General features: G+C 74.1%; 21 protein-coding genes. 15 read left to right on the forward strand and 6 right to left on the reverse strand.

The window, feature by feature from the left end:
• Positions 1 to 3 precede the first annotated feature (3 nt).
• From pafA to pcp, 6 genes are all read left to right on the forward strand, one after another.
• Positions 4 to 1,365 carry a Pup--protein ligase gene (pafA, locus tag J5O08_RS01565; protein WP_218705083.1) on the forward strand — a complete coding sequence of 454 codons (1,362 nt, stop codon included), beginning with the start codon at positions 4 to 6 and terminating at the stop codon, positions 1,363 to 1,365.
• A gap of 109 nt (positions 1,366 to 1,474) precedes the next feature.
• A complete protein-coding gene (locus tag J5O08_RS01570) occupies positions 1,475 to 2,380 on the forward strand; it encodes an FKBP-type peptidyl-prolyl cis-trans isomerase (RefSeq protein WP_218705084.1) in 906 nt (301 codons plus the stop codon).
• A 2-nt stretch (positions 2,381 to 2,382) separates the two neighbouring features.
• The gene (gene hisF / locus J5O08_RS01575) at positions 2,383 to 3,153 is read left to right on the forward strand and encodes an imidazole glycerol phosphate synthase subunit HisF (protein ID WP_218705085.1); all 771 of its coding nucleotides are present in this window, start codon (positions 2,383 to 2,385) and stop codon (positions 3,151 to 3,153) included.
• Positions 3,154 to 3,216: 63 nt separating this feature from the next.
• Positions 3,217 to 3,432 (forward strand): hypothetical protein, encoded by a 216-nt coding sequence (locus J5O08_RS01580; protein WP_218705086.1) that lies wholly within the window; start codon positions 3,217 to 3,219, stop codon positions 3,430 to 3,432.
• A 37-nt stretch (positions 3,433 to 3,469) separates the two neighbouring features.
• Positions 3,470 to 4,099, forward strand: coding sequence for a dephospho-CoA kinase (coaE, locus tag J5O08_RS01585; RefSeq protein WP_218705087.1), 630 nt, complete (start codon positions 3,470 to 3,472; stop codon positions 4,097 to 4,099).
• Positions 4,096 to 4,833 (forward strand): pyroglutamyl-peptidase I, encoded by a 738-nt coding sequence (gene pcp / locus J5O08_RS01590; RefSeq protein ID WP_308281240.1) that lies wholly within the window; start codon positions 4,096 to 4,098, stop codon positions 4,831 to 4,833. Before coaE ends, pcp begins: the two co-directional genes overlap by 4 nt.
• A gap of 92 nt (positions 4,834 to 4,925) precedes the next feature.
• On the opposite strand, the gene J5O08_RS01595 is transcribed toward pcp, so the two are convergent.
• Positions 4,926 to 6,584, reverse strand: coding sequence for an HNH endonuclease signature motif containing protein (locus J5O08_RS01595; protein WP_218705088.1), 1,659 nt, complete (start codon positions 6,582 to 6,584; stop codon positions 4,926 to 4,928).
• Positions 6,585 to 6,919: 335 nt separating this feature from the next.
• On the opposite strand from J5O08_RS01595, the gene uvrB reads away from it, so the two are divergent.
• The 4 genes from uvrB (at position 6,920) to J5O08_RS01615 (ending at position 11,906) form a co-directional block, all read left to right on the forward strand.
• On the forward strand, positions 6,920 to 9,025 hold the full coding sequence (uvrB, locus tag J5O08_RS01600) for an excinuclease ABC subunit UvrB (protein WP_147796623.1): 2,106 nt from the start codon (positions 6,920 to 6,922) through the stop codon (positions 9,023 to 9,025).
• Positions 9,026 to 9,101: 76 nt separating this feature from the next.
• Entirely contained in the window at positions 9,102 to 9,548 is a 447-nt protein-coding gene (locus J5O08_RS01605) for a VOC family protein (RefSeq protein ID WP_218705089.1), read from the forward strand.
• A 257-nt stretch (positions 9,549 to 9,805) separates the two neighbouring features.
• Complete coding sequence (locus J5O08_RS01610; protein WP_218705090.1) at positions 9,806 to 10,846, forward strand: TerC family protein; 1,041 nt, start codon at positions 9,806 to 9,808, stop codon at positions 10,844 to 10,846.
• Between the two features lie 7 nt (positions 10,847 to 10,853).
• Positions 10,854 to 11,906: a TerC/Alx family metal homeostasis membrane protein gene (locus J5O08_RS01615; RefSeq protein ID WP_218705091.1), complete on the forward strand. Its 1,053-nt coding sequence runs from the start codon at positions 10,854 to 10,856 to the stop codon at positions 11,904 to 11,906.
• A 13-nt stretch (positions 11,907 to 11,919) separates the two neighbouring features.
• Here the strand turns inward: J5O08_RS01615 and J5O08_RS01620 are convergent, their stop codons facing one another.
• Positions 11,920 to 12,213: a YciI family protein gene (locus J5O08_RS01620; RefSeq protein WP_218705092.1), complete on the reverse strand. Its 294-nt coding sequence runs from the start codon at positions 12,211 to 12,213 to the stop codon at positions 11,920 to 11,922.
• 106 nt (positions 12,214 to 12,319) lie between these two features.
• On the opposite strand from J5O08_RS01620, the gene J5O08_RS01625 reads away from it, so the two are divergent.
• Complete coding sequence (locus J5O08_RS01625) at positions 12,320 to 13,489, forward strand: acyl-CoA dehydrogenase family protein (RefSeq protein ID WP_218705093.1); 1,170 nt, start codon at positions 12,320 to 12,322, stop codon at positions 13,487 to 13,489.
• A 115-nt stretch (positions 13,490 to 13,604) separates the two neighbouring features.
• Here J5O08_RS01625 and J5O08_RS01630 read toward each other — a convergent pair whose 3' ends face one another.
• The 3 genes from J5O08_RS01630 to J5O08_RS01640 all read right to left on the reverse strand — a co-directional run bounded on the left by J5O08_RS01630 (position 13,605) and on the right by J5O08_RS01640 (position 17,830).
• The gene (locus J5O08_RS01630) at positions 13,605 to 15,038 is read right to left on the reverse strand and encodes a DUF4190 domain-containing protein (RefSeq protein WP_218705094.1); all 1,434 of its coding nucleotides are present in this window, start codon (positions 15,036 to 15,038) and stop codon (positions 13,605 to 13,607) included.
• Positions 15,039 to 15,179: 141 nt separating this feature from the next.
• A complete protein-coding gene (locus tag J5O08_RS01635; protein ID WP_308281241.1) occupies positions 15,180 to 15,932 on the reverse strand; it encodes an MBL fold metallo-hydrolase in 753 nt (250 codons plus the stop codon).
• The gene (locus J5O08_RS01640) at positions 15,929 to 17,830 is read right to left on the reverse strand and encodes a glycoside hydrolase family 15 protein (RefSeq protein WP_218705228.1); all 1,902 of its coding nucleotides are present in this window, start codon (positions 17,828 to 17,830) and stop codon (positions 15,929 to 15,931) included. The genes J5O08_RS01635 and J5O08_RS01640 overlap by 4 nt, the downstream gene beginning before the upstream one ends.
• Before the next feature lie 84 nt (positions 17,831 to 17,914).
• Between J5O08_RS01640 and uvrA the strand changes: the two genes are divergently transcribed.
• Entirely contained in the window at positions 17,915 to 20,788 is a 2,874-nt protein-coding gene (gene uvrA, locus J5O08_RS01645; protein WP_255589126.1) for an excinuclease ABC subunit UvrA, read from the forward strand.
• Between the two features lie 12 nt (positions 20,789 to 20,800).
• Here uvrA and J5O08_RS01650 read toward each other — a convergent pair whose 3' ends face one another.
• A complete protein-coding gene (locus J5O08_RS01650; protein ID WP_217614124.1) occupies positions 20,801 to 21,322 on the reverse strand; it encodes an OsmC family protein in 522 nt (173 codons plus the stop codon).
• A gap of 68 nt (positions 21,323 to 21,390) precedes the next feature.
• Here J5O08_RS01650 and uvrC point away from each other — a divergent pair, with 68 nt between their 5' ends.
• Genes uvrC through yvcK form a run of 3 tightly spaced genes read left to right on the forward strand, consistent with a single transcriptional unit; the run spans position 21,391 to position 25,456 of the window.
• Positions 21,391 to 23,535, forward strand: coding sequence for an excinuclease ABC subunit UvrC (uvrC, locus tag J5O08_RS01655; protein WP_218705096.1), 2,145 nt, complete (start codon positions 21,391 to 21,393; stop codon positions 23,533 to 23,535).
• Positions 23,532 to 24,479, forward strand: a complete 948-nt coding sequence (rapZ, locus tag J5O08_RS01660; RefSeq protein ID WP_147796633.1) for an RNase adapter RapZ — start codon at positions 23,532 to 23,534, stop codon at positions 24,477 to 24,479. Before uvrC ends, rapZ begins: the two co-directional genes overlap by 4 nt.
• Entirely contained in the window at positions 24,476 to 25,456 is a 981-nt protein-coding gene (gene yvcK / locus J5O08_RS01665) for a uridine diphosphate-N-acetylglucosamine-binding protein YvcK (RefSeq protein WP_217614121.1), read from the forward strand. Before rapZ ends, yvcK begins: the two co-directional genes overlap by 4 nt.

Consider the following 25,456-nt stretch of genomic DNA (forward strand, 5'->3'; position numbering starts at 1 on the left):
CCCATGGACCGACGCATCTTCGGCCTGGAGACCGAGTACGGCGTCACCTGCGCCGCCGAGGACGGCCGCGGCCTGTCCGCCGACGAGGTCGCGCGCTACCTGTTCCGCAAGGTCGTCGCGTGGGGCCGCTCGTCGAACGTCTTCCTGCGCAACGGCTCCCGCCTCTACCTCGACGTCGGCTCCCACCCCGAGTACGCCACCGCCGAGTGCGACGACTGGCGCCAGCTGGTCACGCACGACCGGGCGGGGGAGCGGATCCTCGAGGGCCTCGTCGCCGACGCCCAGCAGCGGCTCGAGCACGAGGGCCTCTCCGGGCGCATCCACCTGTTCAAGAACAACACCGACTCCGCCGGCAACTCCTACGGCTGCCACGAGAACTACCTCGTGCGCCGGCAGGGCGACTTCTCCCGGCTGTCCGACGTCCTCGTGCCGTTCCTCATCACCCGGCAGATCCTCACCGGCGCGGGCAAGGTCCTCGCCACCCCGCGCGGCGCCGTCTTCTGCCTGTCCCAGCGCGCCGACCACATCTGGGAGTCCGTCTCCTCGGCCACCACCCGGTCCCGGCCCATCATCAACACCCGCGACGAGCCGCACGCCGACGCCGAGCACTACCGCCGGCTGCACGTCATCGTCGGCGACTCCTCCATGTCCGAGACGACCACCATGCTCAAGGTCGGCTCCACCGACCTCGTCCTGCGGCTCGTCGAGGCCGGGCTGCCCATGCGGGACCTCACCCTCGAGAACCCCATCCGGGCCATCCGCGAGATCAGCCACGACGTCACCGGCATGCACCCCGTCACCCTCGTGAGCGGACGCACCGTCACCGCCGTCGACCTCCAGGAGGAGTACCTCGGCCGCGTCCAGGACTGGGTCGCCGCCGAGACCGACGTCACCCCCGAGGTCAAGCAGGTGCTCGAGCTCTGGGAGCGCGGCCTGCGCGCCCTGCGCACCGGCGACCTGTCCCTCGTCGAGCGCGAGCTCGACTGGGTGATCAAGTACCGGCTCATCGAGCGGTACCGCGCCAAGCACGGCCTCGACCTGTCCGACGTCCGCGTCGCGCGCATGGACCTCGCCTACCACGACATCTCCCGCACCGAGGGCCTGTACAACCTGCTCGCCCAGCGCGGGCTCGTCGAGCGCGTCACCACCGACGTCGAGGTCTTCGAGGCCACCTCCGTGCCCCCGCAGACCACCCGCGCCAAGCTCCGCGGCGAGTTCGTCCAGGCCGCCCAGGAGGCCCGGCGCGACTACACCGTCGACTGGGTCCACCTCAAGCTCAACGACCAGGCCCAGCGCACCGTCCTGTGCAAGGACCCCTTCCGCAACGTCGACGACCGGGTGGAGCGGCTCATCGAGTCCATGTGACCGCGGCCCCGCCGGGTCTTCACCGGACCCGACCGAGGGGGCGTCCGGAGGGGGGTGCCGGGACCCGTACAGTGGGCGCGCACCTTGCAGGACCCTCGGAAGGAACGACGTGCGACGACTCGTGGCCGCCTGCGCCGCCGCGGCGATGCTGCTGCTCGCGGCCTGCTCCGCGCAGGAGCCGGAACCGCCGGAGGTCGTCGTGACCGGCGACGCCGGCGCCGCCCCCACCGTCACCTACCGCACCCCGCTCAGCATCACCGAGTCGAGCCACGAGGTCGTCTGGCCCGGCACCGGGCCCGACCTCGTGGAGGGGCGACCCGTCCTGCTCGACTTCTGGCTCGAGGACGCCGCCGACGCCTCCCTCGTCAAGGAGTCGTACACCTCCAGCCCGACCCCGCGGCTCCTCACCGAGGAGGACCTCGGCAAGGACCTGTACGCCACCCTGTCCGGCCAGAAGGTCGGCGCGCGCCTCCTCCAGCTGAGCCCCGCCTCCGACGCCAGCGCCTCGTCCTACCCGACCGTCACCGTGCTCGACGTCCTGCCCATCCGCGCCGCCGGCGAGCCCGTCGCCCCGCGCGAGGGCATGCCCGCCGTCACCCTCGACGACGACGGCGCCCCGTCCCTCGCGCCCACCGGCACCGAGCCGCCGTCCGACCTCGTCGTCCAGCCGCTCCTGCGCGGCACCGGCGCCCAGGTCGCCGAGGGCGACGTCATCACCGTCCAGTACACCGGCTTCGTGTGGTCCACCGGCGAGGCCTTCGACTCCACCTGGACCAACGGAAGCCCCAACACGTTCCCGCTCGACGACGTCCCCGCCTGGTCCGAGGCCCTCGTCGAGCAGACCGTCGGCAGCCAGGTCATGGTCGTCGTCCCGCCGTCCTACGCCCTCGGTGCCACCCAGAGCGAGGAGCTCCAGGGGCAGACCATCGTCTTCGTCATCGACCTCCTCGCCACCCGCGCCCCCGCGGCCGACGGCGACGACACGGGCGCCACGGAAGCGCCGGAAGGGGAGTGAGCGTGTCCGTCGCCCTCCGGGTCATCCCGTGCCTCGACGTCGACGCCGGCCGCGTGGTCAAGGGCGTCAACTTCGCGAACCTGCGCGACGCCGGCGACCCCGTCGAGCTCGCCCGCCGCTACGACGCCGAGGGCGCCGACGAGGTCACCTTCCTCGACGTCTCCGCCTCCTCCGGCGACCGCGAGACCACCTACGACGTCGTCCGCCGCACCGCAGAGGAGGTCTTCGTGCCCCTCACCGTCGGCGGCGGCGTCCGGTCCGCCGACGACGTCGACAAGCTGCTGCGCGCCGGCGCCGACAAGGTCGGCGTCAACACGGCCGCCATCGCCCGGCCCGAGCTCATCGCCGAGATCGCCCACCGGTTCGGCAGCCAGGTCCTCACCCTCTCCGTCGACGCCCGGCGCGTCACCGGCGACACCCGCACCGACTCCGGCTACGAGGTCACCACCCACGGCGGCCGCCGGGGGACCGGCATCGACGCCGTCGCGTGGGCCGTGCGGGCCGCCGAGCTCGGCGCGGGGGAGATCCTGCTCAACTCCATGGACGCCGACGGCACCGAGGCCGGCTTCGACCTCGACATGCTGCGCGACGTCCGGCGCGAGGTCCGGATCCCGCTCATCGCCTCCGGCGGGGCCGGGGTCGTCGAGCACTTCGCCGCCGCCGCCGACGCGGGCGCCGACGCCGTCCTCGCCGCCAGCGTGTTCCACTTCGGGCAGCTCACCGTCGGCCAGGTGAAGGACCACCTGCGCGCCACCGGGCACACCGTGCGCTGACGCGCGGCCGACCTCCCGGCCGAACGCCTGCGCAGGGGCGGGCGGGTCTGACAGAGTCGGGGCATGCGGAGCGCCGACGCCTCGACCAGCCGACTCCGGACCTCCCTCGTGGCCGCGGCGATCCTCGCCGCCTGCGGGGTGGTCCTCGCGGTCTTCGCCGTGCAGGACGGGCGGACCCTGTCCCTGGTCATCGCGTGCCTCCAGGTCGTGGCGGCGGTCTGGATCCTCGTGGACAACACCCGCGAGCTCCGGCGGCGCGGGGCTGCACGCGACCGGTGAGGTGCGGTCCTGCGCCCCGGCACGGCACGATGGGGCGATGCAGCGCATCGGACTGACCGGGGGGATCGCGGCCGGCAAGTCGGTCGCGGCCGAGCGCCTCGCCGCGCGGGGCGCCGTCCTCATCGACTACGACCAGCTGTCCCGCGACGCCGTCGCGCCGGGATCCGCCGGGCTGGCGGCTGTCGTCGAGGCCTTCGGTGCCGGCGTCCTCCTGTCCGACGGCACCCTCGACCGGCCCGCGCTCGGCGCGGTCGTCTTCGCCGACGCCGACGCGCGCGAACGCCTCAACGGCATCGTGCACCCCGTCGTGCGCCGGCTCGCCGCCGAGCGGGAGGCCGCCGCGGCGACCGCCGATCCCGGCGCCGTCGTCGTGCACGACGTGCCGCTGCTCGTCGAGACCGGGCGCGCCGACGCGTTCCACCTCGTCGTCCTCGTGCACACCCCGGCCGTCCTGCGCGTCGAGCGACTCGTGCGGACCCGGGGCCTCGAGCGGGACGAGGCCGAGCGGCGCATCGCCGCCCAGGCCACGGACGACGAGCGCCTGACCGTCGCCGACGTCGTCCTCGACGGCTCCGGCGCGCCCGAGGACCTGCAGCAGCAGGTCGACGCCCTGTGGGACCGACTCGCCGCCGAGCGGCACGACGAGCAGGAGGTGGACGCCCCGTGACCCGAGGCGCCGAGCAGACCGACGACGGGACGATGCCGGATCGCCTGGCGGGAGCGAACCGGGGTGGGGGCGGCGGGGCGGTGCCGACCGTGCTGCTCACCGGCTTCGAGCCGTTCGAGGAGCAGGAGGTCAACGCCTCCTGGGCCGCTGTGCGCGAGGTCGCGGAGTCGTGGGACCAGACCGCCGAGGGTGCTGCCCTCGTCACGGCCCTCCTGCCCGTCTCCTTCGCGCGTGCCCCGCGGCGCCTGGCGGAGCTCCTGCTCGACGTCCGGCCGGACCTCGTCGTCGCCGTCGGCGAGGCAGGCGGACGGTCGGCCGTGTCGGTGGAGCGCGTGGCCGTGAACGTCCAGGACGCCCGCATCGCCGACGAGGACGGCGCTGCGCCCGTCGACGTGCCCGTGGTCCCCGGTGGCGACGCGGCGTACTTCTCGACCCTGCCGGTCAAGGCCTGCCTGGCGGCGCTGCGCGAGGCGGGCGTCCCGGGCGAGGTCTCGAACAGCGCCGGTACGTTCGTCTGCAACACGATCGCCTACGCCCTGGCCGACCAGCTCGCGGCAGGACGCGCCCCGGGGGCGCGCGGCGGCTTCGTGCACGTGCCGAGGTTGCCCGAGCAGGTGCCCGTCGGCGCGGCGTCGCTGGGCGTGGAGGCGGCAGCGGAGGGGTTGCGGGCCGTGCTGCGCGCTGCGCTGCGGACGACCGAGGACGTCCGGCTGGCTGCGGGCACGCTGGCCTGATCCTGCTGGGCGGCTACGGAGGCGCCCACCGGGCGCGTCGGGCCGCCCAGCGCCGACCATGCTGCTCGGCGCGGGTGCTGCTCGGGTCGTTCCTAGTACGGCGGCTGTGCTGGAGGATGCGGCCGTCCGGTCAGGTGGATGGTCGGCTCCTCGGTGCCGGGTCTGACGCGGAAGGCGTGGCCGGTGGGGGTGCGCCAGAGGAACTCCCCGGCGGTGGGTTGGCACACGCGCAGGATGCCGGCGGTCTTGAGCCGGTGGTGGGTGCGGCACAGCGGCCCGAGGTTGTGGGCGCACGTCGACCCGAGCGGTCGGGGCGGTGAGCCGTCGGCCGGCGGGTGGTACTCCACTGTGTGGTCGAGGTCGCACCGGGCGGCGGGCACGGGGCAGCCCGGTGCGGTGCAGTACTTGTCGCGGTGCCGGACGTGGTCGGCCAGGGCGGCCGGTGGCCGGTAGGTGGTGCGTCCGACGTCCAGGACGGTCCCGGACAGCGGGTCGGTGACGATGCGTTGCCAGGTGGATCCGAGGTCCAGGGCCATCGCGCGGGCCTGCTGGGCGTCGATCGGGCCGTACCCGGCGAGCTCGCCGGGCTCGTCGTCGGCGCCCATGAGCGTCGACAGCGCCAGGGTGACGTGCACGACGGTCCGCGGGCCGCTCGGGCACACGTGCCCAGGGTGGGCCGGGGCGGCCGCCACCGGGGCGGCCTCCGCCGGGGCGGTCTCCGTCGGTTCGCCCTCCCTCGCGTCGCCCTCCCGCTCCTCACCGTCCAGCGGCGCGACCCCTGTCAGCGCGGCCGCCCCCGCAGCGCCGGCCGGCGCTCCGCAGGCGTCCAGGTCCTCGTAGGCCCAGCCGCGCTGGGACGGCAGCACGGTGCCGTCAGGTGCCACGACGTGCTGGGACCGGCCCAGCAGCCGGTCGACGAGCTCGTCCGCCCGGAGCTGGTCCAGCGTCCGCGCGTCCCCGGCCTCGCGGGACCGTCGGGCGAGGGCGTCGAGCATGCCGTCGACGCGAACGGCCTCGGCCGCCGGGAGCACGGCCCACAGACCTGCCATCCCGTCCTGCAGGATCCGCGGCCGGGAGACCACCCGGCAGTCGCGAGCGGCCCGGTGCCGGTCGGCGACTCCGTCCGGGTCGACCCGGTTCAGCGCCCGGGCGACGTCGGCGCGGACCTGCTTCACCGAGCGACCCGCCACGCGCGGCAGCACCTCGGCCTCGACGGCGGCTGCGACGTGCGCGGGCTCGTCCCCGGCGCCCTGCACGATCGCGCGGGCCTTGGCCGGGTCGATCCGCCCGTCGGCCAGGGCGACACCGGTGTCGGCCAGGGCGTCGGCGTAGGCGCGGCCCTCACGGATGAGCATCTTGGCCTCGGCCGGTGGGACCAGGAGCCGCGCGGACAGGTCGGCGGCGGCGATGTCGGCGTGCACGAACGCGGTGCCCTCGGGCAGCGACCGGCACACCGCTGCCAGGTCGGGGTGCCGTAGGTCGGGGTGTCGCGCCAGCGTGGCGGCCGCGGCGGTCTCGAGAGCGTGTGCGTGCGCGGCGATCCGCCGGGCCTGGACGACGACCTCGGGCAGCTCGTAGGACGGCAGCGCGCCCAGGTCGAGGCCCTCCAGCTCGGCCAGCAGGGCCGCCCCGGCGGGCATCGCGTCCAGCCGCTCCCCGAGGCCGTCGCCGGGAACCGCGCCACCGGTGACCGCGTCGGCGTCGCCGCCGTCGAGGTCGGGTGCGTTGCGTTCCTGCACGTCATCGGCCATGTGAGCCACGCTATGACCCGCCGCCGACACGCTCCCGGAGCGCGCGCCGCCGCCTGGGGACGACGCACGACACCGAGCCTGTGGAGGACTCGGCGCCCGCTCACCGAGCGCCACCGGCCCTGCGCCACGCCCACCGGGACCGCGGTGCTCCGCCACAGGGCGCCCCGCTCACCCCGCCGCGCCCCGGCCGCGCCGCCGCCTCGAGCCGCCGCTTCGAGCCGCCGCCTCGAGCCGCCGCTTCGAGCCGCCGCCTCGAGCCGCCAAGCGGCCACGCCCTCGGCGAACCCGACCCCCTGCCCGGGGCGTGTGTCAGACCCGCGTCGTACGGTTGACGCATGCGTCCCGTGACCGACTTGCAGCGCACCGTCGCCCCGTTCGAGGTGGTGTCCGAGTACCAGCCCTCCGGTGACCAGCCGCAGGCCATCGCGGAGCTCGCCCAGCGCATCCAGGCGGGGGAGAAGGACGTCACGCTCCTCGGCGCCACGGGTACCGGCAAGTCGGCGACGACGGCCTGGCTGATCGAGAAGCTGCAGCGGCCGACGCTGGTCATGGCGCCGAACAAGACCCTCGCCGCGCAGCTCGCCAACGAGTTCCGCGAGCTGCTGCCCAACAACGCGGTCGAGTACTTCGTCTCGTACTACGACTACTACCAGCCCGAGGCGTACATCGCGCAGACGGACACCTACATCGAGAAGGACTCGTCGATCAACGACGAGGTGGAGCGCCTGCGGCACTCGGCGACGTCCTCGCTGCTGACCCGACGCGACGTGGTGGTGGTCGCCTCGGTGTCCTGCATCTACGGCCTGGGCACCCCGCAGGAGTACGTCGACCGCATGGTGACGCTGGACGTCGGCGACCAGGTGGACCGCGACGCGCTGCTGCGCCAGTTCGTCTCGATGCAGTACTCCCGCAACGACATGGCGTTCACCCGCGGCACGTTCCGGGTGCGCGGCGACACCGTGGAGATCATCCCGGTGTACGAGGAGCTGGCGATCCGCATCGAGTTCTTCGGCGACGAGATCGAGGCGATCCAGACGCTGCACCCGCTGACGGGCGAGGTCGTCCGGAACGAGAAGCAGGTGCACGTCTTCCCGGCGACCCACTACGTCGCCGGCCCGGAGCGCATGGAGCGCGCGATCAACGGCATCGAGCACGAGCTCGAGGAGCGCCTCAAGGACCTGGAGCGCGCAAACAAGCTCCTCGAGGCCCAGCGGCTGCGCATGCGGACGACCTACGACATCGAGATGATGCGCCAGATCGGGTCGTGCTCGGGCATCGAGAACTACTCGCGGCACATCGACGGCCGCGCGCCGGGGACGGCGCCGAACACGCTGCTCGACTACTTCCCCGAGGACTTCCTGCTCGTCATCGACGAGTCGCACGTGACGGTCCCGCAGATCGGCGCGATGTTTGAGGGCGACATGTCCCGGAAGCGGAACCTCGTCGACTTCGGCTTCCGGCTGCCCAGCGCGATGGACAACCGACCGCTCCGTTGGGAGGAGTTCGTCGAGCGCATCGGCCAGACGGTCTACCTGTCGGCGACGCCCGGTGACTACGAGCTCGCGATGTCCGACGGCGTGGTCGAGCAGATCATCCGCCCGACCGGCCTGGTCGACCCGCAGGTGGTCGTGAAGCCCACGAAGGGCCAGATCGACGACCTGCTGGAGGAGATCCGGCTCCGCGTCGAGAAGGACGAGCGCGTGCTCGTCACGACGCTGACGAAGAAGATGGCCGAGGACCTCACGGACTACTTCCTGGAGAAGGGCGTCCGGGTCCGTTACCTGCACTCCGAGGTGGACACGCTCCGCCGCGTGGAGCTGCTCCGCGAGCTCCGCATGGGCGAGTACGACGTGCTGGTCGGCATCAACCTGCTCCGCGAAGGGCTCGACCTGCCCGAGGTGTCGCTGGTCGCGATCCTCGACGCGGACAAGGAGGGCTTCCTCCGGTCCGGCAAGTCGCTGATCCAGACGATCGGCCGCGCTGCCCGCAACGTCTCGGGCCAGGTCCACATGTACGCGGACAAGATCACGCCCGCGATGCAGCTCGCGCTCGACGAGACGGACCGCCGCCGCGAGAAGCAGATCGCCTACAACACCGAGCGCGGCATCGACCCGCAGCCCCTGCGCAAGAAGATCGGCGACATCACCGACCTCCTCGCGCGCGAGGACGCGGACACCGCCGAGCTGCTCGGCGGCGCGGGCCGGCAGGCCAGCCGCGGCAAGGCGCCGGTCCCGGGCCTCGGCTCGAAGGCCGGGCCGCCGACGGAACGCACGAAGCTCGCGGGCGCGGCGGCGGGCGAGCTCGCCGGCCTCATCCAGGAGCTGACCGACCAGATGCACGTCGCGGCGGGGGAGCTGCAGTTCGAGCTCGCGGCGCGGCTGCGCGACGAGATCTCCGGGCTGAAGAAGGAGCTGCGGCAGATGCACGCCGCGACGGCCTGACCCGCGCCCCCGGGCGCACGGCCTGCCACGCCATCCGAGGAGCGGCGGGACGCACCACCGACGATCGGAGGCACGCATGGCGCTCGAGGTGCAGGTCGTGATCGACGCGCGGTCGCCCCGCGCGCTCGGCACGTTCTGGGCGTTCGCGCTCGGTTACGTCGAGGAGCCGCCACCGGCGGGCTTCGACTCGTGGGACGCGGCCCTCGACGCCTGGGGCTTCCCGCCCGAGGACCGAGACCTGGCCTACGCGGTCGTGGACCCCGCCGGCGCGGGCCCGCGGGTGTTCTTCCAGCGCGTGCCCGAGGGCAAGACGGTGAAGAACCGGGTGCACCTGGACGTGCGCTACTCGGCGGCCCAGGGCGTCGACCGGGAGGACCGCGCGGCCAAGCTCGCGGCCGCGAAGGAGCACGCGGCAGCCCTCGTCCAAGCCGGCGCGGCCGTGCTGCGCGAGGTCGACGACCCCCGCGAGGGCGCCTGGGTGGTCATGGCCGACCCGGAGGGCAACGAGTTCTGCGTGACGTGACCGCGCGCAGGGCGGTCCGAGACACGCTGCCTCACCAGGCATGACGCGCGTCACACGCCGCTCCGTGGGCGCCGCGAGGTGCGCGTAGGACCCATGACCTATGCTGGCGCACGCAGTGGAGGGGAGTATCCCGACACGACGCCCCCGTCATCACGGTCGTCGACGACGCCGACCCGGGACGTCGGCCCGTTCTACGGGTGGGAGAGACCTCCGGTACTCAGCCGTATCTTCAGCCGTCTGTACCGGAGGAATGCTCTATGTCCGTGGACCTGTGGGTCTGGATCGCGACCGCCGTCGCGATCGTCGGGATGATCCTGTTCGACTTCTTCGCGCACGTGCGCACGCCGCACGCGCCGTCGTTCCGTGAGGCGGCCATCTGGTCGGCGGTCTACGTCGGCCTGGCGATCGTGTTCGGCGTGGGGCTCGGCTTCGTCTGGGGCTGGGACCACGGGACGGAGTACTTCGCGGGGTACGTGACCGAGAAGAGCCTCTCGGTCGACAACCTGTTCGTCTTCCTCATCATCATGACGAAGTTCGCGGTGCCCCGGGAGTTCCAGCAGAAGGTCCTGCTGGTGGGCGTCGTGATCGCGCTGGTGCTGCGCACGGTGTTCATCCTGCTCGGCGCCGCGGCGATCGAGCAGTGGTCCTGGGTGTTCTACATCTTCGGCGCGTTCCTCGTGTACACCGGCGTGAAGCTGGCCAAGGAGAAGCACGACGACGACGAGCTGGCGCATGCCGGCGAGGAGAAGGACGGCGTCGCGGTCCGCCTGCTCAAGCGCGTGTTCCCGACGGTGGATGAGTACCACGGCGACCGCCTGACCACGAAGATCGACGGCAAGCGTTTCATCACCCCGATGCTCGTCGTCATGGTCGCGATCGGCGCCACCGACGTGCTGTTCGCGCTGGACTCGATCCCGGCGATCTACGGCCTGACGCAGGAGCCGTACATCGTGTTCACGGCGAACGCGTTCGCCCTGCTGGGCCTGCGCCAGCTGTACTTCCTCATCGGCGGCCTGCTGGAGCGCCTGGTGTACCTGAACAAGGGCCTGGCGTTCATCCTGGCGTTCATCGGCCTGAAGCTGGTGTTCCACGCGATGCACGTGAACGAGCTGCCGTTCATCAACGGCGGCGAGCACATCGAGTGGGCCCCCGAGATCCCCACGTGGCTGTCGCTGCTCGTGATCCTGGGTACGCTCACCGTCGCGACCGTCGCGAGCCTGGCCAAGACCCGGCGCGACCGGGACGCCGCTCCTGCCCTGACCGACGAGCAGGAGCCCGCCGCCACCAAGGAGCACTGACCCGCGCATGGACGTCTCCCCGCTCGTCTGGGTCGTGTCCCTCGGCCTCGCCGCCGCCGTCCTGATCGTGGACGTGGCGGTGGTGGGCCGGCGGCCGCACATCCCGACGACGGCGGAGTGCCTGCGCTACCTCGGGATGTACATCGGGCTCGCGCTGGTGTTCGCCGTGGTCGTCGCCCTCGTGTGGGGCGGCGGCCCGGCGGGCGAGTTCGTCGCCGGCTGGCTGACGGAGTACTCGCTGTCGGTCGACAACCTGTTCGTGTTCCTGCTGATCATGAGCCGGTTCGCGGTGCCGCGGCAGTACCAGCAGACGGCGCTGCTGATCGGCATCATCCTGGCGCTGGTGTTCCGCGGGGTGTTCATCGGGATCGGCGCGGCGGCGATCGCGTCGTTCTCCTGGGTGTTCTACCTGTTCGGCGCGTTCCTGGTGTGGACGGCCGTGAAGGTCGCCCGCGAGGGCGTGGGGGAGGACGCGGACGAGGCGGCGGAGGACTACAAGGCGCCGGCGCTCGTGCGCGTGGTGCAGCGGTTCCTGCCGACGACCGACGGGTACGACGGCGTCCGGCTGACCGCGAAGGTCGACGGCCGCAGGCACGTGACGCCGATGCTGCTCGTGCTGGTGGCGATCGGTGCGACGGACCTGCTGTTCGCGTTCGACTCGATCCCCGCGGTGTTCGGCCTGACCCAGGAGCCGTACCTGGTGCTGATGGCGAACGTGTTCGCGCTGATGGGCCTGCGGCAGCTGTACTTCCTGCTCGGCGGCCTGCTGACCCGGCTCCGCTACCTCAACGTGGGCCTCGGTGTGCTGCTGGGGTTCATCGGCGTGAAGCTCGTGCTGCAGGCGCTGCACGAGAACTCCCTGCCGTTCGTCAACGGCGGCGAGCCGGTCGGCTGGGCGCCGGAGCTGCCGTCGTGGGTGTCGCTGGCGGTGATCGTGGTGACCCTGGGGCTCACCGCGGTCACGAGCATCGCGGCGTCGCGCCGGGACGAGCGCCGGGCCACCGCGGCGGCACCCGCCGGGCGCACGGCGGACACCGAGGACGCCGACCGCCGCGCCTGACCGGCCCGGTCCGTCAGGAGCCGGCCGAGGCCCAGGGGCCGAGGATCAGGTTCCACGCCCGGATCTCGACGTCGGCGATGACGCCGGCGCGCGCGAACGGGTCGTCGGCGAGGAGCACCTCGAGCGCGGCGCGGTCCGTGGTCTCGAAGACGAGCAGCGCGCCGGGCGCGCCGTCGGTGAACGGGCCGGACCCGCGCAGCAGGCCGCGGTCGGCCAGGCCCCGCAGGTAGGCTCGGTGCTCGGGACGGACCTCGTCCTGCAGGTCGGCGCGCTGGTCGTACGTGTACCGGACGGCGAAGGTGGCCATGCCGCCATCCTGCCGCACCAGGCCCCGCCCCGGTGCCGCACGACCCCGCCGACCCGGCCCGCCGGCCCGGCCCGCGGACCCGGACGGCGGTGGCAGAGTGGACGGCATGACCCGCACCGCGGCACCGCGCACCCTGCTGACCGACGACCTGCTGGCCCGCGCGGCGGAGCGGGCGCCGGTGCACGACCGGGAGAACACCTTCCCGCACGCGGACCTGGACGACCTGCGCGAGGCCGGGTACCTGCGGGCCTTCGTGCCGGAGGCGCTGGGCGGCGCCGGGCTGACGCTCGAGGAGGTCGCGCGGGAGCAGGTCCGGCTGGCGGGCGCGGCACCCGCGACGGCGCTGTCGGTGAACATGCACCTGGTGGTGACGGGGATGGCCGCGGTGCTGGCGGCGCGCGGCGACGACTCGCTGGAGTTCGTGCTGCGGGACGCGGCGGCGGGGGAGGTGTTCGCGTTCGGCAACTCCGAGGCGGGGAACGACCTCGTCATGTTCGCCTCGCGCACCCGGGCGGAGCGGCAGCCCGACGGCGGCTACCGGTTCCACGGGACGAAGATCTTCACGTCGCTGTCGCCGGTGTGGACCCGGCTCGCGACGTTCGGCCTGGACGAGGACCACCCGGACGGCCCGCGCCTGGTGCACGGGGTCGTGTCCCGGGCGGGCGGCGGGATCGAGACGAAGGACGACTGGGACACGCTCGGCATGCGGGCGACGCAGTCCTGCACGACGGTGCTCGACGGCGCGTACGCGGCGCCGGGGCGGGTGTTCCGCGCGCTGCCGCCCGGCCCGAGCGCCGACCCGTACGTGCTCGCGCTGTTCCAGGTGTTCGAGATCCTGCTCGCCGCGGTGTACACCGGCATCGGGCGGCGGGCGCTCGAGCTCGCCGTGGCGGCCGCGCACCGGCGGACGTCGATGAAGAACGACGGCCGGAGCTACGCGCAGGACCCGGACATCCGGTGGCGCGTGGCGGACGCGGCGATCGCCCAGGACGGGATCGAGCCGCAGGTGTGGGCGCTGGCCCGGGACGTCGACGAGGCGGTGGACCACGGGGCGCTGTGGTTCGCGAAGGTGGTCGGCCTCAAGGTGCGCGCCACGGAGACGGCCCGGGAGGTCGTGGACCGGGCGATCCGGGTGTCGGGCGGCGGGTCGTACTTCTCCCGGAGCGAGCTGGGCCGGCTGTACCGGGACGTCCTCGCGGGGCTGTTCCACCCGTCCGACGACGAGTCGGCGCACAGCACGGTCGCGAACGCGTGGCTGGGCCCGGTCGACCGCTGACCCGCTCGGCGCGCCGGCACGGGGACGCCCCGCACGCCGGGACGCGCGACGCCCCCCGACGCACGACGGCCCCGGGGCGTGCTGCCCCGGGGCCGTCGTGCGCAGGCGGGAGGCGTCAGCCGCCGATCTCGCTCTCGCAGCTGATCGCGTACTCGACGCGGTTGCCGCAGGTCGAGCCGAACGACTCGTACTCCGTGCCGAGGTCCGACGCCCAGTACAGGTCGTCGCACGCGGTGCCGCTGCCGCCCTGGCAGGCGTCCCACAGGGCGTCGAGCTCGGGGTCGTCGCCGTAGGTCTGCGCGCCGGTGCTGCTCCCGAGGTCGGTGCCCTCGTCCGTGCCCTCGTCGGTGCCGTCGGTCGCGCCGGAGTCGCAGTAGCTGCTGCCGTCGGTGGTCCCGCCGCAGGTCCGGCCGAACTCCTCGTACTCCGAGCCGGAGGGCGCCGCGGACCACAGGGAGTCGCACGCGGCGAGGTCGCCGGACGCGCAGCCGTCCCACAGGCCGTCGAGCTCGGCGTCGTCGCCGTAGGCCCACCGGGTCGGGTCGACGGAGGTGCACAGGGTGCTGCCGTCGGTGCGACCGCCGCAGGTGTTCCCGAACTCCTCGTCGTCGGAGCCGGACGACGAGTCGAAGTACAGGTCGTCGCACGCCTCCATGTCACCGGAGGCGCAGGACGACCGCAGGTCGGCCATGCGGTTGTTGTGCGAGGCGATCGCGGCGCCGACGGTCACGCCGATGACGACCCAGCTGAGCACGCCCAGACCGCCGAGGACGAGGCCGGCGATGGCGAGGCCGCGGCCCTGGGTGCCGTCCCGCTTGGTGCGGCGCAGGCCGAGGATGCCGAGCACGATCGCCACGACGCCGGTCCCGAGGATGCCGGTGACGAGGGCGGCGATGGACACGCCGTCGGTCCGCGGCGCCTGCTGGTACTGGTTCGGCGAGTAGGGGGCCTGCGGGTAGCCGCCGCCGGGGTAGCCGCTGCCGGGCGCGGGGTAGCCCCCACCGGACGCGGGGTAGCCGCCGGGAGCGGGGTAGCCCGCACCCGGGGCCGGGTACCCGCCGCCCGGCTGCTGCGCCGGGTCGCCGCCCGGCTGCGCGGACGCGCCGCCCTGCCCGGGGTAGCCGGGCGCGGGGTAGCCGCCCTCCTGCGGGGCGGAGCCCTGCCCGGCACCGGGCGCGGCGTACGGCGAGGACGCCGGGTACGCGGCGGTCGGCGCGTCGGAGCCGGGCGCGCCCGACGTCGGGTACGCGGCAGTCGGCGCGTCCTGGCCGGGGGCGCCGTACGGGGAGGCCGTGGGGTACGCCGCGGTGGGCGTGGTCGGGTACGCCGCCGTGGGGGCGTCGGAGCCGGACGTCGGCGGGGTGGGCCACGACGGGGCGGCCTCGTAGCCGGAGGGTGCGGGGCCGGAGGCCGGGGTGGCCTCGTAGCCCGAGGGCGCGGGGGCGGCGGGCCGCTCGGTGCCGCTGCCCGGCGTGGGCCAGGCGCTGCTGCCGGGCTGCTGCTCGGGCTGCTGCCCGGGTTCCGGCGTGGCACTGCCGTCGTTCGACATGGACGTCCTCTCGCTCCTTGTGACGGACCTGTGCGTCACTATGGCAGACGGCCTTCTCACCAGGGCGATGGCGTCCACGCCCGACATGTCCTGTTCACCCGCGGGCGCGGCCGGGCACGCCGGGATCACCCGGACGCCGGGTCACCAGCCTCGCGCGCGCCACTCCGCCAGGTGCGGCCGCTCGGCCCCGAGCGTGGTGTCCCGACCGTGCCCGGGGTAGACCCAGGTGTCGTCGGAGAACCGCACGAACACCCGGTCCTCGAGGTCGGCCATGAGCGCGCCGAACGCCGCAGGGTCGGTGGTCCGGCCGGGCCCGCCGGGGAACAGGGAGTCGCCGGTGAGCAGGTGGACGCGGCCCGGGACGGCGTCGGGCGCGCGGGCGTCGTCGGGCTCCCGGTAGGCGAGCGCGATCGCGCCGGGCGTGTGCCCGCGCAGCGCGACCACCTCGAGCCGGAGGGCGCCGACCTCGAGGACGTCGCCGTGCGCGAGCGCGCGCGGCACGGCGGTACCGGCGGCCTCGGCCACGGCGTCCGCGTCGGCGGCCCCGGCGGCGTGCGCGGCGCCCGTCGCGGCGAGGACCCCCGCGAGGGCGCCGAGGTGGTCCCGGTGGCGGTGGGTCGTGACGACGAGCACGAGCGGCCCGGCGGGCGCCTCGCCCGGCGACCCGGCGCGGGCCAGGTCGAGCAGCCGGTCCGGCTCGGCGGCCGCGTCGACGAGCAGCCGCGCCCCGGTGCGCCGGCAGGCGAGCACGTACGCCTCGTTGTCCATCGGCCCGACGGACAGCTTGCGCAGCACGACCTCGTCGAGCACCCGGACGGCCGCCGGCCCCCCCGGCACGACGTCCCCGGTGTACCCGGCTCCCGCGCCGTCCCCGACGCCCGCGAGCCCGCTCACGCCCGCCCCACCGCCTCGCCGCGCGACTCCGGCGCCCCACCGCGCCCGAGCGCCTCGTCATGGCTGTGCACCGCCCGCACGAGGGCGAGGTGCGACAGCGCCTGCGGCACGTTGCCGACCATCCGCCCGGTCGCGGGGTCGTACTCCTCGGCGAGCAGCCCGACGTCGGTGCGCAGGCCGTCGAGGACGTCGAGCACGGCGGTGGCCCCGTCGACGTCGCCCTGCCGGGCGAGCGCGTCGGCGAGCCAGCCGGAGCAGGCGAGGAACGGGTGCTCGGAGCCGCGCAGGCCGTCGTCGGTGCGGTCGGTGCGGTACCGGAGCAGCAGGCCGGGGGCGACCTCGAGCTCGCCCCGCACGGCGGCGACGGTGCCGACCAGCCGGGGGTCGTCGGGCGGCAGGAAGCCGACGAGGACGAGCTGGAGCAGGGCCGCGTCGGTGTGGGTGGCGCCGTAGTGCTGCACGAAGGTGTTCCGGTCCGCGTCCCAGGCGTGCGCGAGGACGTCGGCGTGCACGGCGTCCCGCTCCCGCCGCCACCGGTCGACGGGGCCGGGCAGGCCCTGCTCCTCGACGGCGCGGACGGCGCGGTCGAGCGCGACCCAGGCCATCACCTTGGAGTGCGTGAAGTGCCGGGGGTCGCCGCGCACCTCCCAGATCCCGCTGTCGGGCCGGCGCCACGTCCGGCACAGGTGCTCGACGAGGTGGGACTGCAGCGACCAGGAGTCGTCGCCCTCGGCCACGCCGGAGGTGCGGGCGAGGTGGAGCGCCGCCATGACCTCGCCGAGGACGTCGTTCTGCACCTGCCCGACGGCGGCGTTGCCCACCCGCACGGGGCGGGAGCCGGCGTAGCCGGGCAGGTGGTCGAGCGTGCGCTCGGTGAGCTCCCGGGAGCCGTCGACGCCGTACATGATCTGCACCTGCGCGGGGTCGCCGGCGACGGCGCGGAGCAGCCACTGGCGCCAGGCCTGGGCCTCGTGCCGGTAGCCGTGCTCCAGGAGGGCCTCGAGGGTCATGGCGGCGTCCCGGAGCCAGCAGTACCGGTAGTCCCAGTTCCGCTCGCCGCCCGGGTCCTCGGGGAGGGAGGTGGTCGCGGCCGCGACGATGCCGCCGGTCTCGGAGTCGGTGAGCAGCCGGAGCACGAGGAGGGACCGGACGACGGCGTCCCGGTAGGTGCCGCGGTACCGGGCCGACCGGGCCCAGTGCGCCCACTGGTGCTCGGTGGCCTCGACGCGGTGCGCGAGCCGGGGCGCGCGGGGCACGGGCTTCCAGGACGGCACCCAGGTGAGCGACAGGCCGACGCTCCCGCCCTCGGCGACCGTGAACTCGTCGGCGTGCCCGCGATGGGGACCGCCGCCCGGGCGGGGGAGCCGGTCGCCGCGCAGCACGAGGCTGTCCGGCCCGGCGACCGCGCGGATGACCTCGGCGCCGTCGGGGTCGGCCACACGGTGCACCCAGGGCACGACGGCGCCGTAGCCGAACCGCACGACCCACTCGTGCCGCAGCCGCACGGACCCGCGGGTGACCGTCACCCGCCGGACGAGGTCGCACCGGCCGTCGCCCAGCGGCATGGCGTCGAGCAGCACGGCCGTCCCGGTGGGCGTCTCGAACGTGGTCTCCAGCACGAACGAGTCGTCGAGGTACCGGCGCGTGACCCGGGTGGCGTCGGGCGCCGTCAGCAGCCAGCGGCCGTGCTCGGGGCCGCCGAGGAGCGCGGCGAAGCACGCGGGGGAGTCGAACCGCGGCGGGCACAGCCAGTCGACGGAGCCCGCGCGGGACACGAGCGCGGCGGTCCGGCCGTCCCCGAGCACGGCGTACTCGCCGATGGGCGTCGGGGTCGCGGGCGCGGGGCCCGCCCCGGGGGTGGGGTCCGTCACGACGGCGTGGTCGGTCACGGTCCTCATCATGCGCCGACCAGGGGCGACGGCGCAGGTCGGGCGGCCTTTACGGTTCGAACACATGTGCGCATGTCGGTGGTCCGCCGTAGCATGCTGCGCGTGAATGATCGTCTGGTGGTCCAGGGGGCCCGCGAGCACAACCTCCGCAACGTCGACCTGGATCTCCCGCGCGACAGGCTCATCGTGTTCACGGGCCTGTCCGGGTCCGGGAAGTCGTCGCTGGCCTTCGACACCATCTTCGCCGAGGGGCAGCGCCGCTACGTCGAGTCGCTGTCCGCGTACGCGCGCCAGTTCCTCGGGCAGATGGACAAGCCCGACGTCGACTTCATCGAGGGCCTGTCGCCCGCGGTGTCGATCGACCAGAAGTCGACCAACCGCAACCCGCGGTCGACCGTCGGCACGATCACCGAGGTCTACGACTACCTGCGCCTGCTGTTCGCCCGCGCGGGCACGCAGCACTGCCCGGTGTGCGGGGAGCGCGTGACCGCGCAGACGCCCCAGCAGATCGTCGACCGGCTGCTCGAGCTGCCCGAGGGCACCCGCTACCAGGTGCTCGCGCCGGTGGTGCGCGGCCGCAAGGGCGAGTACGCCGACCTGTTCAAGGAGCTGCAGGCCAAGGGCTTCGCCCGCGCCCGCGTGGACGGCGAGGTCGTCCAGCTCGCGGAGCCGCCGACGCTGGAGAAGAAGCTCAAGCACGACATCGAGGTCGTCGTCGACCGCCTGGTGTCGCGCGAGGGCGTCCAGCGCCGCCTGACCGACTCGGTGGAGACCGCGCTCGGCCTCGCCGGCGGCCTGCTGGTGGTCGACATGGTCGACCTCGACGCGGACGACCCGGAGCGGGAGCGCCGGTTCTCCGAGAACCGCGCGTGCCCCAACGACCACCAGCTCACGCTGGAGGAGATCGAGCCCCGGACGTTCTCGTTCAACGCGCCGTACGGCGCGTGCCCGGAGTGCACCGGCATCGGCTCGCGCCTCGAGGTCGACCCCGAGCTGGTCGTCCCGGACGACGACCTGTCGCTGCGCGACGGCGCGGTGGCCCCGTGGGCGCAGATCTCGTCCGAGTACTTCGAGCGCGTGCTGACCGCGCTGGCCGACGACCTCGGGTTCTCGATGGACCAGCCGTGGCGGGCGCTGCCGGAGCGCGCCAAGAAGGCCGTGCTGTTCGGCGAGAACCACAAGGTGCACGTCAAGTACAAGAACCGCTGGGGCCGTGAGCGCCAGTACTCCACGGGCTTCGAGGGCGTGGTGACGTTCCTGGAGCGCCGGCACGGCGAGACCGAGTCCGAGTGGAGCAAGGAGAAGTACGAGGCCTACATGCGGGAGGTGCCGTGCCCCGTGTGCGAGGGGACGCGGCTCAAGCCCGAGGTGCTGGCCGTGCGGGTCGGCGGCAAGTCCATCGCCGAGGTCTGCGCGCTGCCCATCCGCGAGGCCAAGGAGTTCCTCGACGCCCTCGAGCTCGGCGTGCGCGAGCGGCAGATCGCCGAGCAGGTGCTCAAGGAGATCCAGGCCCGGCTCGGCTTCCTGCTCGACGTCGGCCTCGACTACCTGTCGCTCATGCGCGCCGCGGCGACGCTGTCCGGCGGCGAGGCCCAGCGCATCCGGCTCGCGACCCAGATCGGCTCCGGCCTGGTGGGCGTGCTCTACGTGCTGGACGAGCCGTCGATCGGCCTGCACCAGCGGGACAACCGCCGCCTCATCGACACGCTGACCCGGCTGCGGGACCTCGGCAACACGCTGATCGTCGTCGAGCACGACGAGGACACCATCCGCACCGCGGACTGGATCGTCGACGTGGGCCCCGGCGCGGGCGAGCACGGCGGCAAGGTCGTGCACTCCGGCGACCTCGCGGGCCTGCTGGCGTCGCGCGAGTCGATGACCGGCGCGTACCTGTCCGGCCGGCGCTCGATCCCCATGCCCGCGCAGCGGCGCAAGGTGGACAAGAAGCGCCAGGTCACCGTCCACGGCGCGCGCGAGCACAACCTCAAGAACGTCGACGTGTCGTTCCCGCTCGGGACGTTCACGGCGGTCACCGGCGTGTCCGGCTCCGGCAAGTCGACGCTGGTGAACTCGATCCTCTACACGGTCATGGCGAACGAGCTGAACGGTGCCCGCCGGGTGGCCGGCCGGCACAAGCGGGTCAGCGGCCTGGACCAGCTCGACAAGGTCGTGCACGTCGACCAGGGCCCGATCGGCCGCACCCCGCGGTCGAACCCGGCCACCTACACCGGCGTCTGGGACCGGATCCGCAAGCTGTTCGCCGAGACGACCGAGGCGAAGGTCCGCGGCTACACCGCCGGGCGGTTCTCGTTCAACGTCAAGGGCGGCCGCTGCGAGGCGTGCTCCGGCGACGGCACGCTGAAGATCGAGATGAACTTCCTGCCCGACGTGTACGTGCCCTGCGAGGTGTGCCACGGCGCGCGGTACAACCGCGAGACGCTCGAGGTGCACTTCAAGGGCAAGACGGTCGCGGACGTGCTGGACATGCCGATCGAGGAGGCCGCGGAGTTCTTCGCCGCGGTGCCCGCGATCGCCCGGCACCTCACCACGCTCGTCGACGTCGGCCTCGGCTACGTGCGGCTCGGCCAGCCGGCCCCGACGCTGTCCGGCGGCGAGGCGCAGCGCGTCAAGCTCGCGACCGAGCTGCAGCGCCGGTCCACCGGCCGCACGGTCTACGTGCTGGACGAGCCGACCACCGGCCTGCACTTCGAGGACATCCGCAAGCTCCTCGGCGTGCTGCAGGGCCTGGTCGACAAGGGCAACAGCGTGATCGTCATCGAGCACAACCTCGACGTGATCAAGAACGCCGACTGGGTCATCGACATGGGTCCCGAGGGCGGCTCGGGCGGCGGCACGGTCGTCGCGCAGGGCACGCCGGAGCAGGTCGCCCGCGTCGCGGCCAGCCACACGGGGACGTTCCTGGCGGAGGTGCTGGACGAGCCGGCGGCGGAGCGCGCGAGCGCCTGAGCCGCCCGGGCGTCAGCCCGCCGAGCCGGCGCCCGCGGTCTCCAGGACCGCCGGCGCCGGCTCGGTCAGCACCGGGAACGTCACCGACCGGGCGATGAAGCAGTGCTCGTGCGCCCGCCGGTGCAGGTCGGCCAGCTGCGCGTCGAGCGCGGCGCCGTCGGCCGCGGCGGACCCGCCGGGCCGCACGGTCACCTGCGGGCGCAGCACGACCTGGGTGAACTGGCCGTGGCCGGCCGCCTCGACCCGCATCGTCCCGCCGGCCCGGTCCGTGTAGCCGACGACCGCCACGCCCGACGTGGCGGCGAAGTGGAGGAACCAGAGCATGTGGCACTCGGCCAGCGCGGCGACGAGCAGCTCCTCGGGGTTGTGCCGCGCCGGGTCGCCCCGGAACGCCGGGTCGGCCGACGCGAGCACGGTCGGCTTCCCCGCGACCCGCACCTCGTGGTCGCGGCTGTACGCCGCGTACCCGGTGGTGCCCGTGGCGCCCGCGCCCGTCCAGACGACGTCGGCGGCGTACTCGTGCAGCAGTCCCATGCGGGCGACGGTACCGGCGCGCCGGGCCGCCGGCGCGGCTGTCGGACCGGCGAACTACGGTGGCACGCATGGCTGACCCCGCCACCTACCGCCCCGCCCCGGGGGAGATCCCCGACCAGCCCGGCGTGTACCGGTTCCGCGACAAGGACGGCCGGGTCGTCTACGTCGGCAAGGCCAAGAGCCTGCGGTCGCGGCTGAACTCGTACTTCCAGGACGTCGCGGGGCTGCACCCGCGCACGCAGCAGATGGTCACCACCGCCGCGTCGGTGCAGTGGACGGTCGTCGGCACGGAGGTCGAGGCGCTGGCGCTGGAGTACTCCTGGATCAAGGAGTTCGACCCGCGGTTCAACGTGAAGTACCGCGACGACAAGTCGTACCCGTACCTGGCCGTGACGCTGGCCGACCAGTTCCCGCGCGTGCAGGTCATGCGCGGCGCGAAGCGGCCCGGCACCCGGTACTTCGGCCCGTACGCGCACGCGTGGGCGATCCGGGAGACGGTCGACCTGCTGCTCCGGGTGTTCCCGGTGCGCACCTGCTCGGCGGGGGTGTTCAAGCGCGCCAAGCAGCAGGGCCGGCCGTGCCTGCTCGGCTACATCGACAAGTGCTCGGCGCCGTGCGTCGGGAAGATCTCCCAGGAGGACCACCACGTCCTCGCCGAGGAGTTCGCCGACTTCATGGCGGGGGACACGGCCCGGTTCACCAGGCGGCTGACCCAGCGCATGCAGGAGGCGTCGGCGGAGCTCGACTTCGAGCGCGCAGCGCGGCTCCGGGACGACATCGGCGCCCTCAAGCGCGCCACCGAGAAGAACGCCGTGGTGCTGCAGGACGGCACGGACGCCGACATCTTCGCCCTCGCCGGCGACGAGCTCGAGGCCGCCGTCCAGGTGTTCCACGTGCGCGACGGCCGGATCCGCGGCCAGCGCGGCTGGGTGGTCGAGAAGGTCGAGGACGTGACCGACGCGCAGCTCGTCGAGCACCTGCTCCAGCAGGTGTACGGCGACGCGCCCGCCGGCGACGACGGCGCGGCGGCGCAGGGCGCTGTCGCCGGCTCGGTGCCGCGCGAGGTGCTGGTCCCGGTGCTGCCGGACGACCTCGACCAGGTGCAGGCCTGGCTGTCCGGGCTGCGCGGCAGCCGGGTGCAGGTGCGGGTGCCGCAGCGGGGCGACAAGCACGAGCTCGCCGAGACGGTCCGGAAGAACGCCGAGCACGCGCTCGCGCTGCACCGCACCCGCCGGGCCGGCGACCTGACGACCCGCAGCCAGGCGCTGCAGGAGATCCAGGAGGCGCTGGGCCTGGACTCGGCCCCGCTCCGCATCGAGTGCTACGACGTGTCGCACAACCAGGGGACGTACCAGGTGGCGTCGATGGTCGTGTTCGAGGACGGGCTGGCCCGCAAGAGCGAGTACCGGACGTTCGGGATCCGCGGCCCCGAGGGCTCGGGCGCGCGCGACGACACCGCGGCGATGCACGAGGTCATCACCCGCCGGTTCCGGCGGTACCTCGCCGAGCGCGAGCAGGCGGGCGACCTGGAGCTCGGCCTGGGGGAGGACCAGCTGGCCGAGGCGCTGGCGGACGCCGACGCCGGGCCGGTGCGGTCCGGCCCGATCGACGAGTCCACCGGGCGCCCGCAGCGGTTCGCCTACCCGCCCAACCTGGTCGTGGTCGACGGCGGCCCGCCGCAGGTCGCGGCCGCGGCGGCGGCGCTGGCGGAGCTCGGGATCGACGACGTCGCGCTGTGCGGCCTGGCCAAGCGGCTCGAGGAGGTGTGGCTGCCGGGGGAGGACTACCCGGTGATCCTGCAGCGCTCCTCGGAGGGGCTGTACCTGCTGCAGCGCGTCCGCGACGAGGCGCACCGGTTCGCGATCACCGCGCACCGCAAGAAGCGCAGCAAGGGGATGACGGTCTCGGCGCTCGACACCGTCCCGGGGCTCGGCCCCGCGCGGTCGGCCGCGCTGCTCAAGCACTTCGGCTCGCTCAAGCGGCTCAAGGCCGCCTCGGCGGAGGAGATCGCGACGGTGCCCGGCATGGGCGCGCGGACCGCGGCCGCGGTGGTGGCGGCGCTGGCCGGCGGCACCGAGCCCACCGGCGTCCCGGCGCCCGTGGGCTCGCAGGCCCCGGACGCCGACCCGGCCGCCCCGGCCACGGACCTGCCGTCCCGTGCCACCGACCCGGCGGCGCCGACCGCCGAAACGCCTGGCATGCTGGGGTCATGAGCGACGAGACCTCGCCGATCACCGTCCCCCACGGCATCCCCGCGATCGAGGCCGCCACCGCGGCGCCCCGGGTCCGGCAGCCCCACGTCCTGATCATCACCGGCATGTCCGGCGCGGGCCGCACCCGCGCGGGCGCGGTGCTCGAGGACATGGGCTGGTACGTCGTCGACAACCTGCCCGCGCAGATGCTCACGCACCTCGTCGGCATGCTGACCCACGGCGGGCCGCCGAGCGCGGACCTGCGGATCGCGGCGGTCGTCGACGTCCGCGGGCGCGAGTTCTTCGCCGACCTCCTCGCGGTGCTCGCGCAGCTCCGCGAGTCGGGCATCGACTACCGGATCCTGTTCCTCGACGCCTCCGACGAGGTCCTGGTCCGCCGGTACGAGCAGGTGCGCCGCCCGCACCCGCTGCAGGGCGAGGGCCGGATCCTCGACGGCATCACGACGGAACGCAGCCTTCTCTCCGACATCCGGGAGCGCGCGGACGTGCTGATCGACTCCTCGGAGACGAACGTGCACGAGCTCGGCCGGATCGTGCGGGCGGCGGTGTCCTCGGAGCAGGAGGAGGACGCGCTGCGGGTCAACGTGCTCTCGTTCGGCTTCAAGTACGGCATCCCGCTCGACGCGGACCACGTGGTCGACGTCCGGTTCCTGGCCAACCCGTACTGGATCACCGAGCTCCGGCACATGTCGGGCCGGGACGCGCCCGTGCGCGACTACGTCCTGGGCCTGCCCGGCGCCGTCGACTTCGTGGACCGGTACGTCGACGCGCTCGAGCCCGTCCTCGCCGGGTACCTGGCGGAGGAGAAGCGCTACGTGACGATCGCGGTCGGCTGCACCGGCGGCAAGCACCGGTCGGTCGCGATCAGCGAGGCCATCGCCGAGCGGCTGCGGTCCCGGGGGCAGCGCGTCACCGTGGCGGCGCGCGACCTCGGCAAGGAATGAACCCGTCCCGCGACGGGCACCCCGCGTTCGTCGCCCTGGGCGGCGGGCACGGGCTGTCCGCCTCCCTGTCGGCGCTGCGCCGCGTGACGGACAGGCTCACGGCGGTCGTGACGGTCGCGGACGACGGCGGGTCCTCCGGCCGGCTGCGCGACGAGCTGGACGTGCTCCCGCCCGGCGACCTGCGCATGGCGCTGTCCGCGCTCTGCGACGACTCCGACTGGGGCCGCACGTGGCGCGACGTGCTGCAGCACCGGTTCACCTCGGCGGGCGACCTGGACAAGCACGCGGTCGGCAACCTGCTGATCGTCGCGCTGTGGGAGCTGCTGGGCGACACGGTCGACGGCCTGGACTGGGTCGGCCGGCTGCTCGGCGCCCGCGGCCGCGTGCTCCCCATGGCGGCGGTGCCGCTCGCGATCGAGGCCGACGTCCGGCGGTCCGACGGACGCGTCGAGGTGGTGCGCGGGCAGAGCCACGTCGCCGTCGCGCGCGACCCCATCGAGGGTGTGCGGCTCGTGCCCGACCGCCCGCCGGCACTGCCCGAGGCGGTCGCCGCGGTGGAGCAGGCGGACTGGGTCGTGCTGGGACCCGGCTCCTGGTACACGTCCGTGATCCCGCACCTGCTGGTGCCGGACCTCGCCGAGGCGCTGCACCGCACGCCCGCCCGCAAGATCGTGCTGCTCAACCTCAGCCCGGACGCGGAGACCGCCGGCATGGGCCCGTGCGAGCACCTGGACGCGCTGCGCCAGCACGCCCCGGACCTCCGGCTGGACGCGGTCATCGCCGACCCCGGCGCCGTGGAGGACGTCGACGAGCTCGAGGAGCGCACGCGCGCGCAGGGCGGGCGGCTGCTGCTGCGCCAGGTGCGGCGCGGGGACGGCACGCCCCGGCACGACGCGCTGCGGCTGGCCGCGGCGATCAGCGACGTGGTCGAGGGCTACCTCGGCGACGTCGGCGCACCCCAGGGGATGGCAGGATGA

Source organism: Cellulomonas sp. PS-H5 (assembly GCF_019265565.1).
In the GTDB taxonomy this organism is placed as follows: Bacteria; Actinomycetota; Actinomycetes; order Actinomycetales; family Cellulomonadaceae; genus Cellulomonas.

Coding starts and splice junctions, on each gene's coding strand:
- pafA (WP_218705083.1), top strand. CDS start 4: ATGGACCGACGCATCTTCGGCCTGGAGACCGAGTACGGCGTCACCTGC.
- J5O08_RS01580 (WP_218705086.1), top strand. CDS start 3,217: ATGCGGAGCGCCGACGCCTCGACCAGCCGACTCCGGACCTCCCTCGTG.
- coaE (WP_218705087.1), top strand. CDS start 3,470: ATGCAGCGCATCGGACTGACCGGGGGGATCGCGGCCGGCAAGTCGGTC.
- J5O08_RS01595 (WP_218705088.1), bottom strand. CDS start 6,584: ATGGCCGATGACGTGCAGGAACGCAACGCACCCGACCTCGACGGCGGC.
- uvrB (WP_147796623.1), top strand. CDS start 6,920: ATGCGTCCCGTGACCGACTTGCAGCGCACCGTCGCCCCGTTCGAGGTG.
- J5O08_RS01605 (WP_218705089.1), top strand. CDS start 9,102: ATGGCGCTCGAGGTGCAGGTCGTGATCGACGCGCGGTCGCCCCGCGCG.
- J5O08_RS01610 (WP_218705090.1), top strand. CDS start 9,806: ATGTCCGTGGACCTGTGGGTCTGGATCGCGACCGCCGTCGCGATCGTC.
- J5O08_RS01615 (WP_218705091.1), top strand. CDS start 10,854: ATGGACGTCTCCCCGCTCGTCTGGGTCGTGTCCCTCGGCCTCGCCGCC.
- J5O08_RS01620 (WP_218705092.1), bottom strand. CDS start 12,213: ATGGCCACCTTCGCCGTCCGGTACACGTACGACCAGCGCGCCGACCTG.
- J5O08_RS01625 (WP_218705093.1), top strand. CDS start 12,320: ATGACCCGCACCGCGGCACCGCGCACCCTGCTGACCGACGACCTGCTG.
- J5O08_RS01630 (WP_218705094.1), bottom strand. CDS start 15,038: ATGTCGAACGACGGCAGTGCCACGCCGGAACCCGGGCAGCAGCCCGAG.
- J5O08_RS01640 (WP_218705228.1), bottom strand. CDS start 17,830: ATGAGGACCGTGACCGACCACGCCGTCGTGACGGACCCCACCCCCGGG.
- uvrA (WP_255589126.1), top strand. CDS start 17,915: ATGCTGCGCGTGAATGATCGTCTGGTGGTCCAGGGGGCCCGCGAGCAC.
- J5O08_RS01650 (WP_217614124.1), bottom strand. CDS start 21,322: ATGGGACTGCTGCACGAGTACGCCGCCGACGTCGTCTGGACGGGCGCG.
- uvrC (WP_218705096.1), top strand. CDS start 21,391: ATGGCTGACCCCGCCACCTACCGCCCCGCCCCGGGGGAGATCCCCGAC.
- rapZ (WP_147796633.1), top strand. CDS start 23,532: ATGAGCGACGAGACCTCGCCGATCACCGTCCCCCACGGCATCCCCGCG.
- yvcK (WP_217614121.1), top strand. CDS start 24,476: ATGAACCCGTCCCGCGACGGGCACCCCGCGTTCGTCGCCCTGGGCGGC.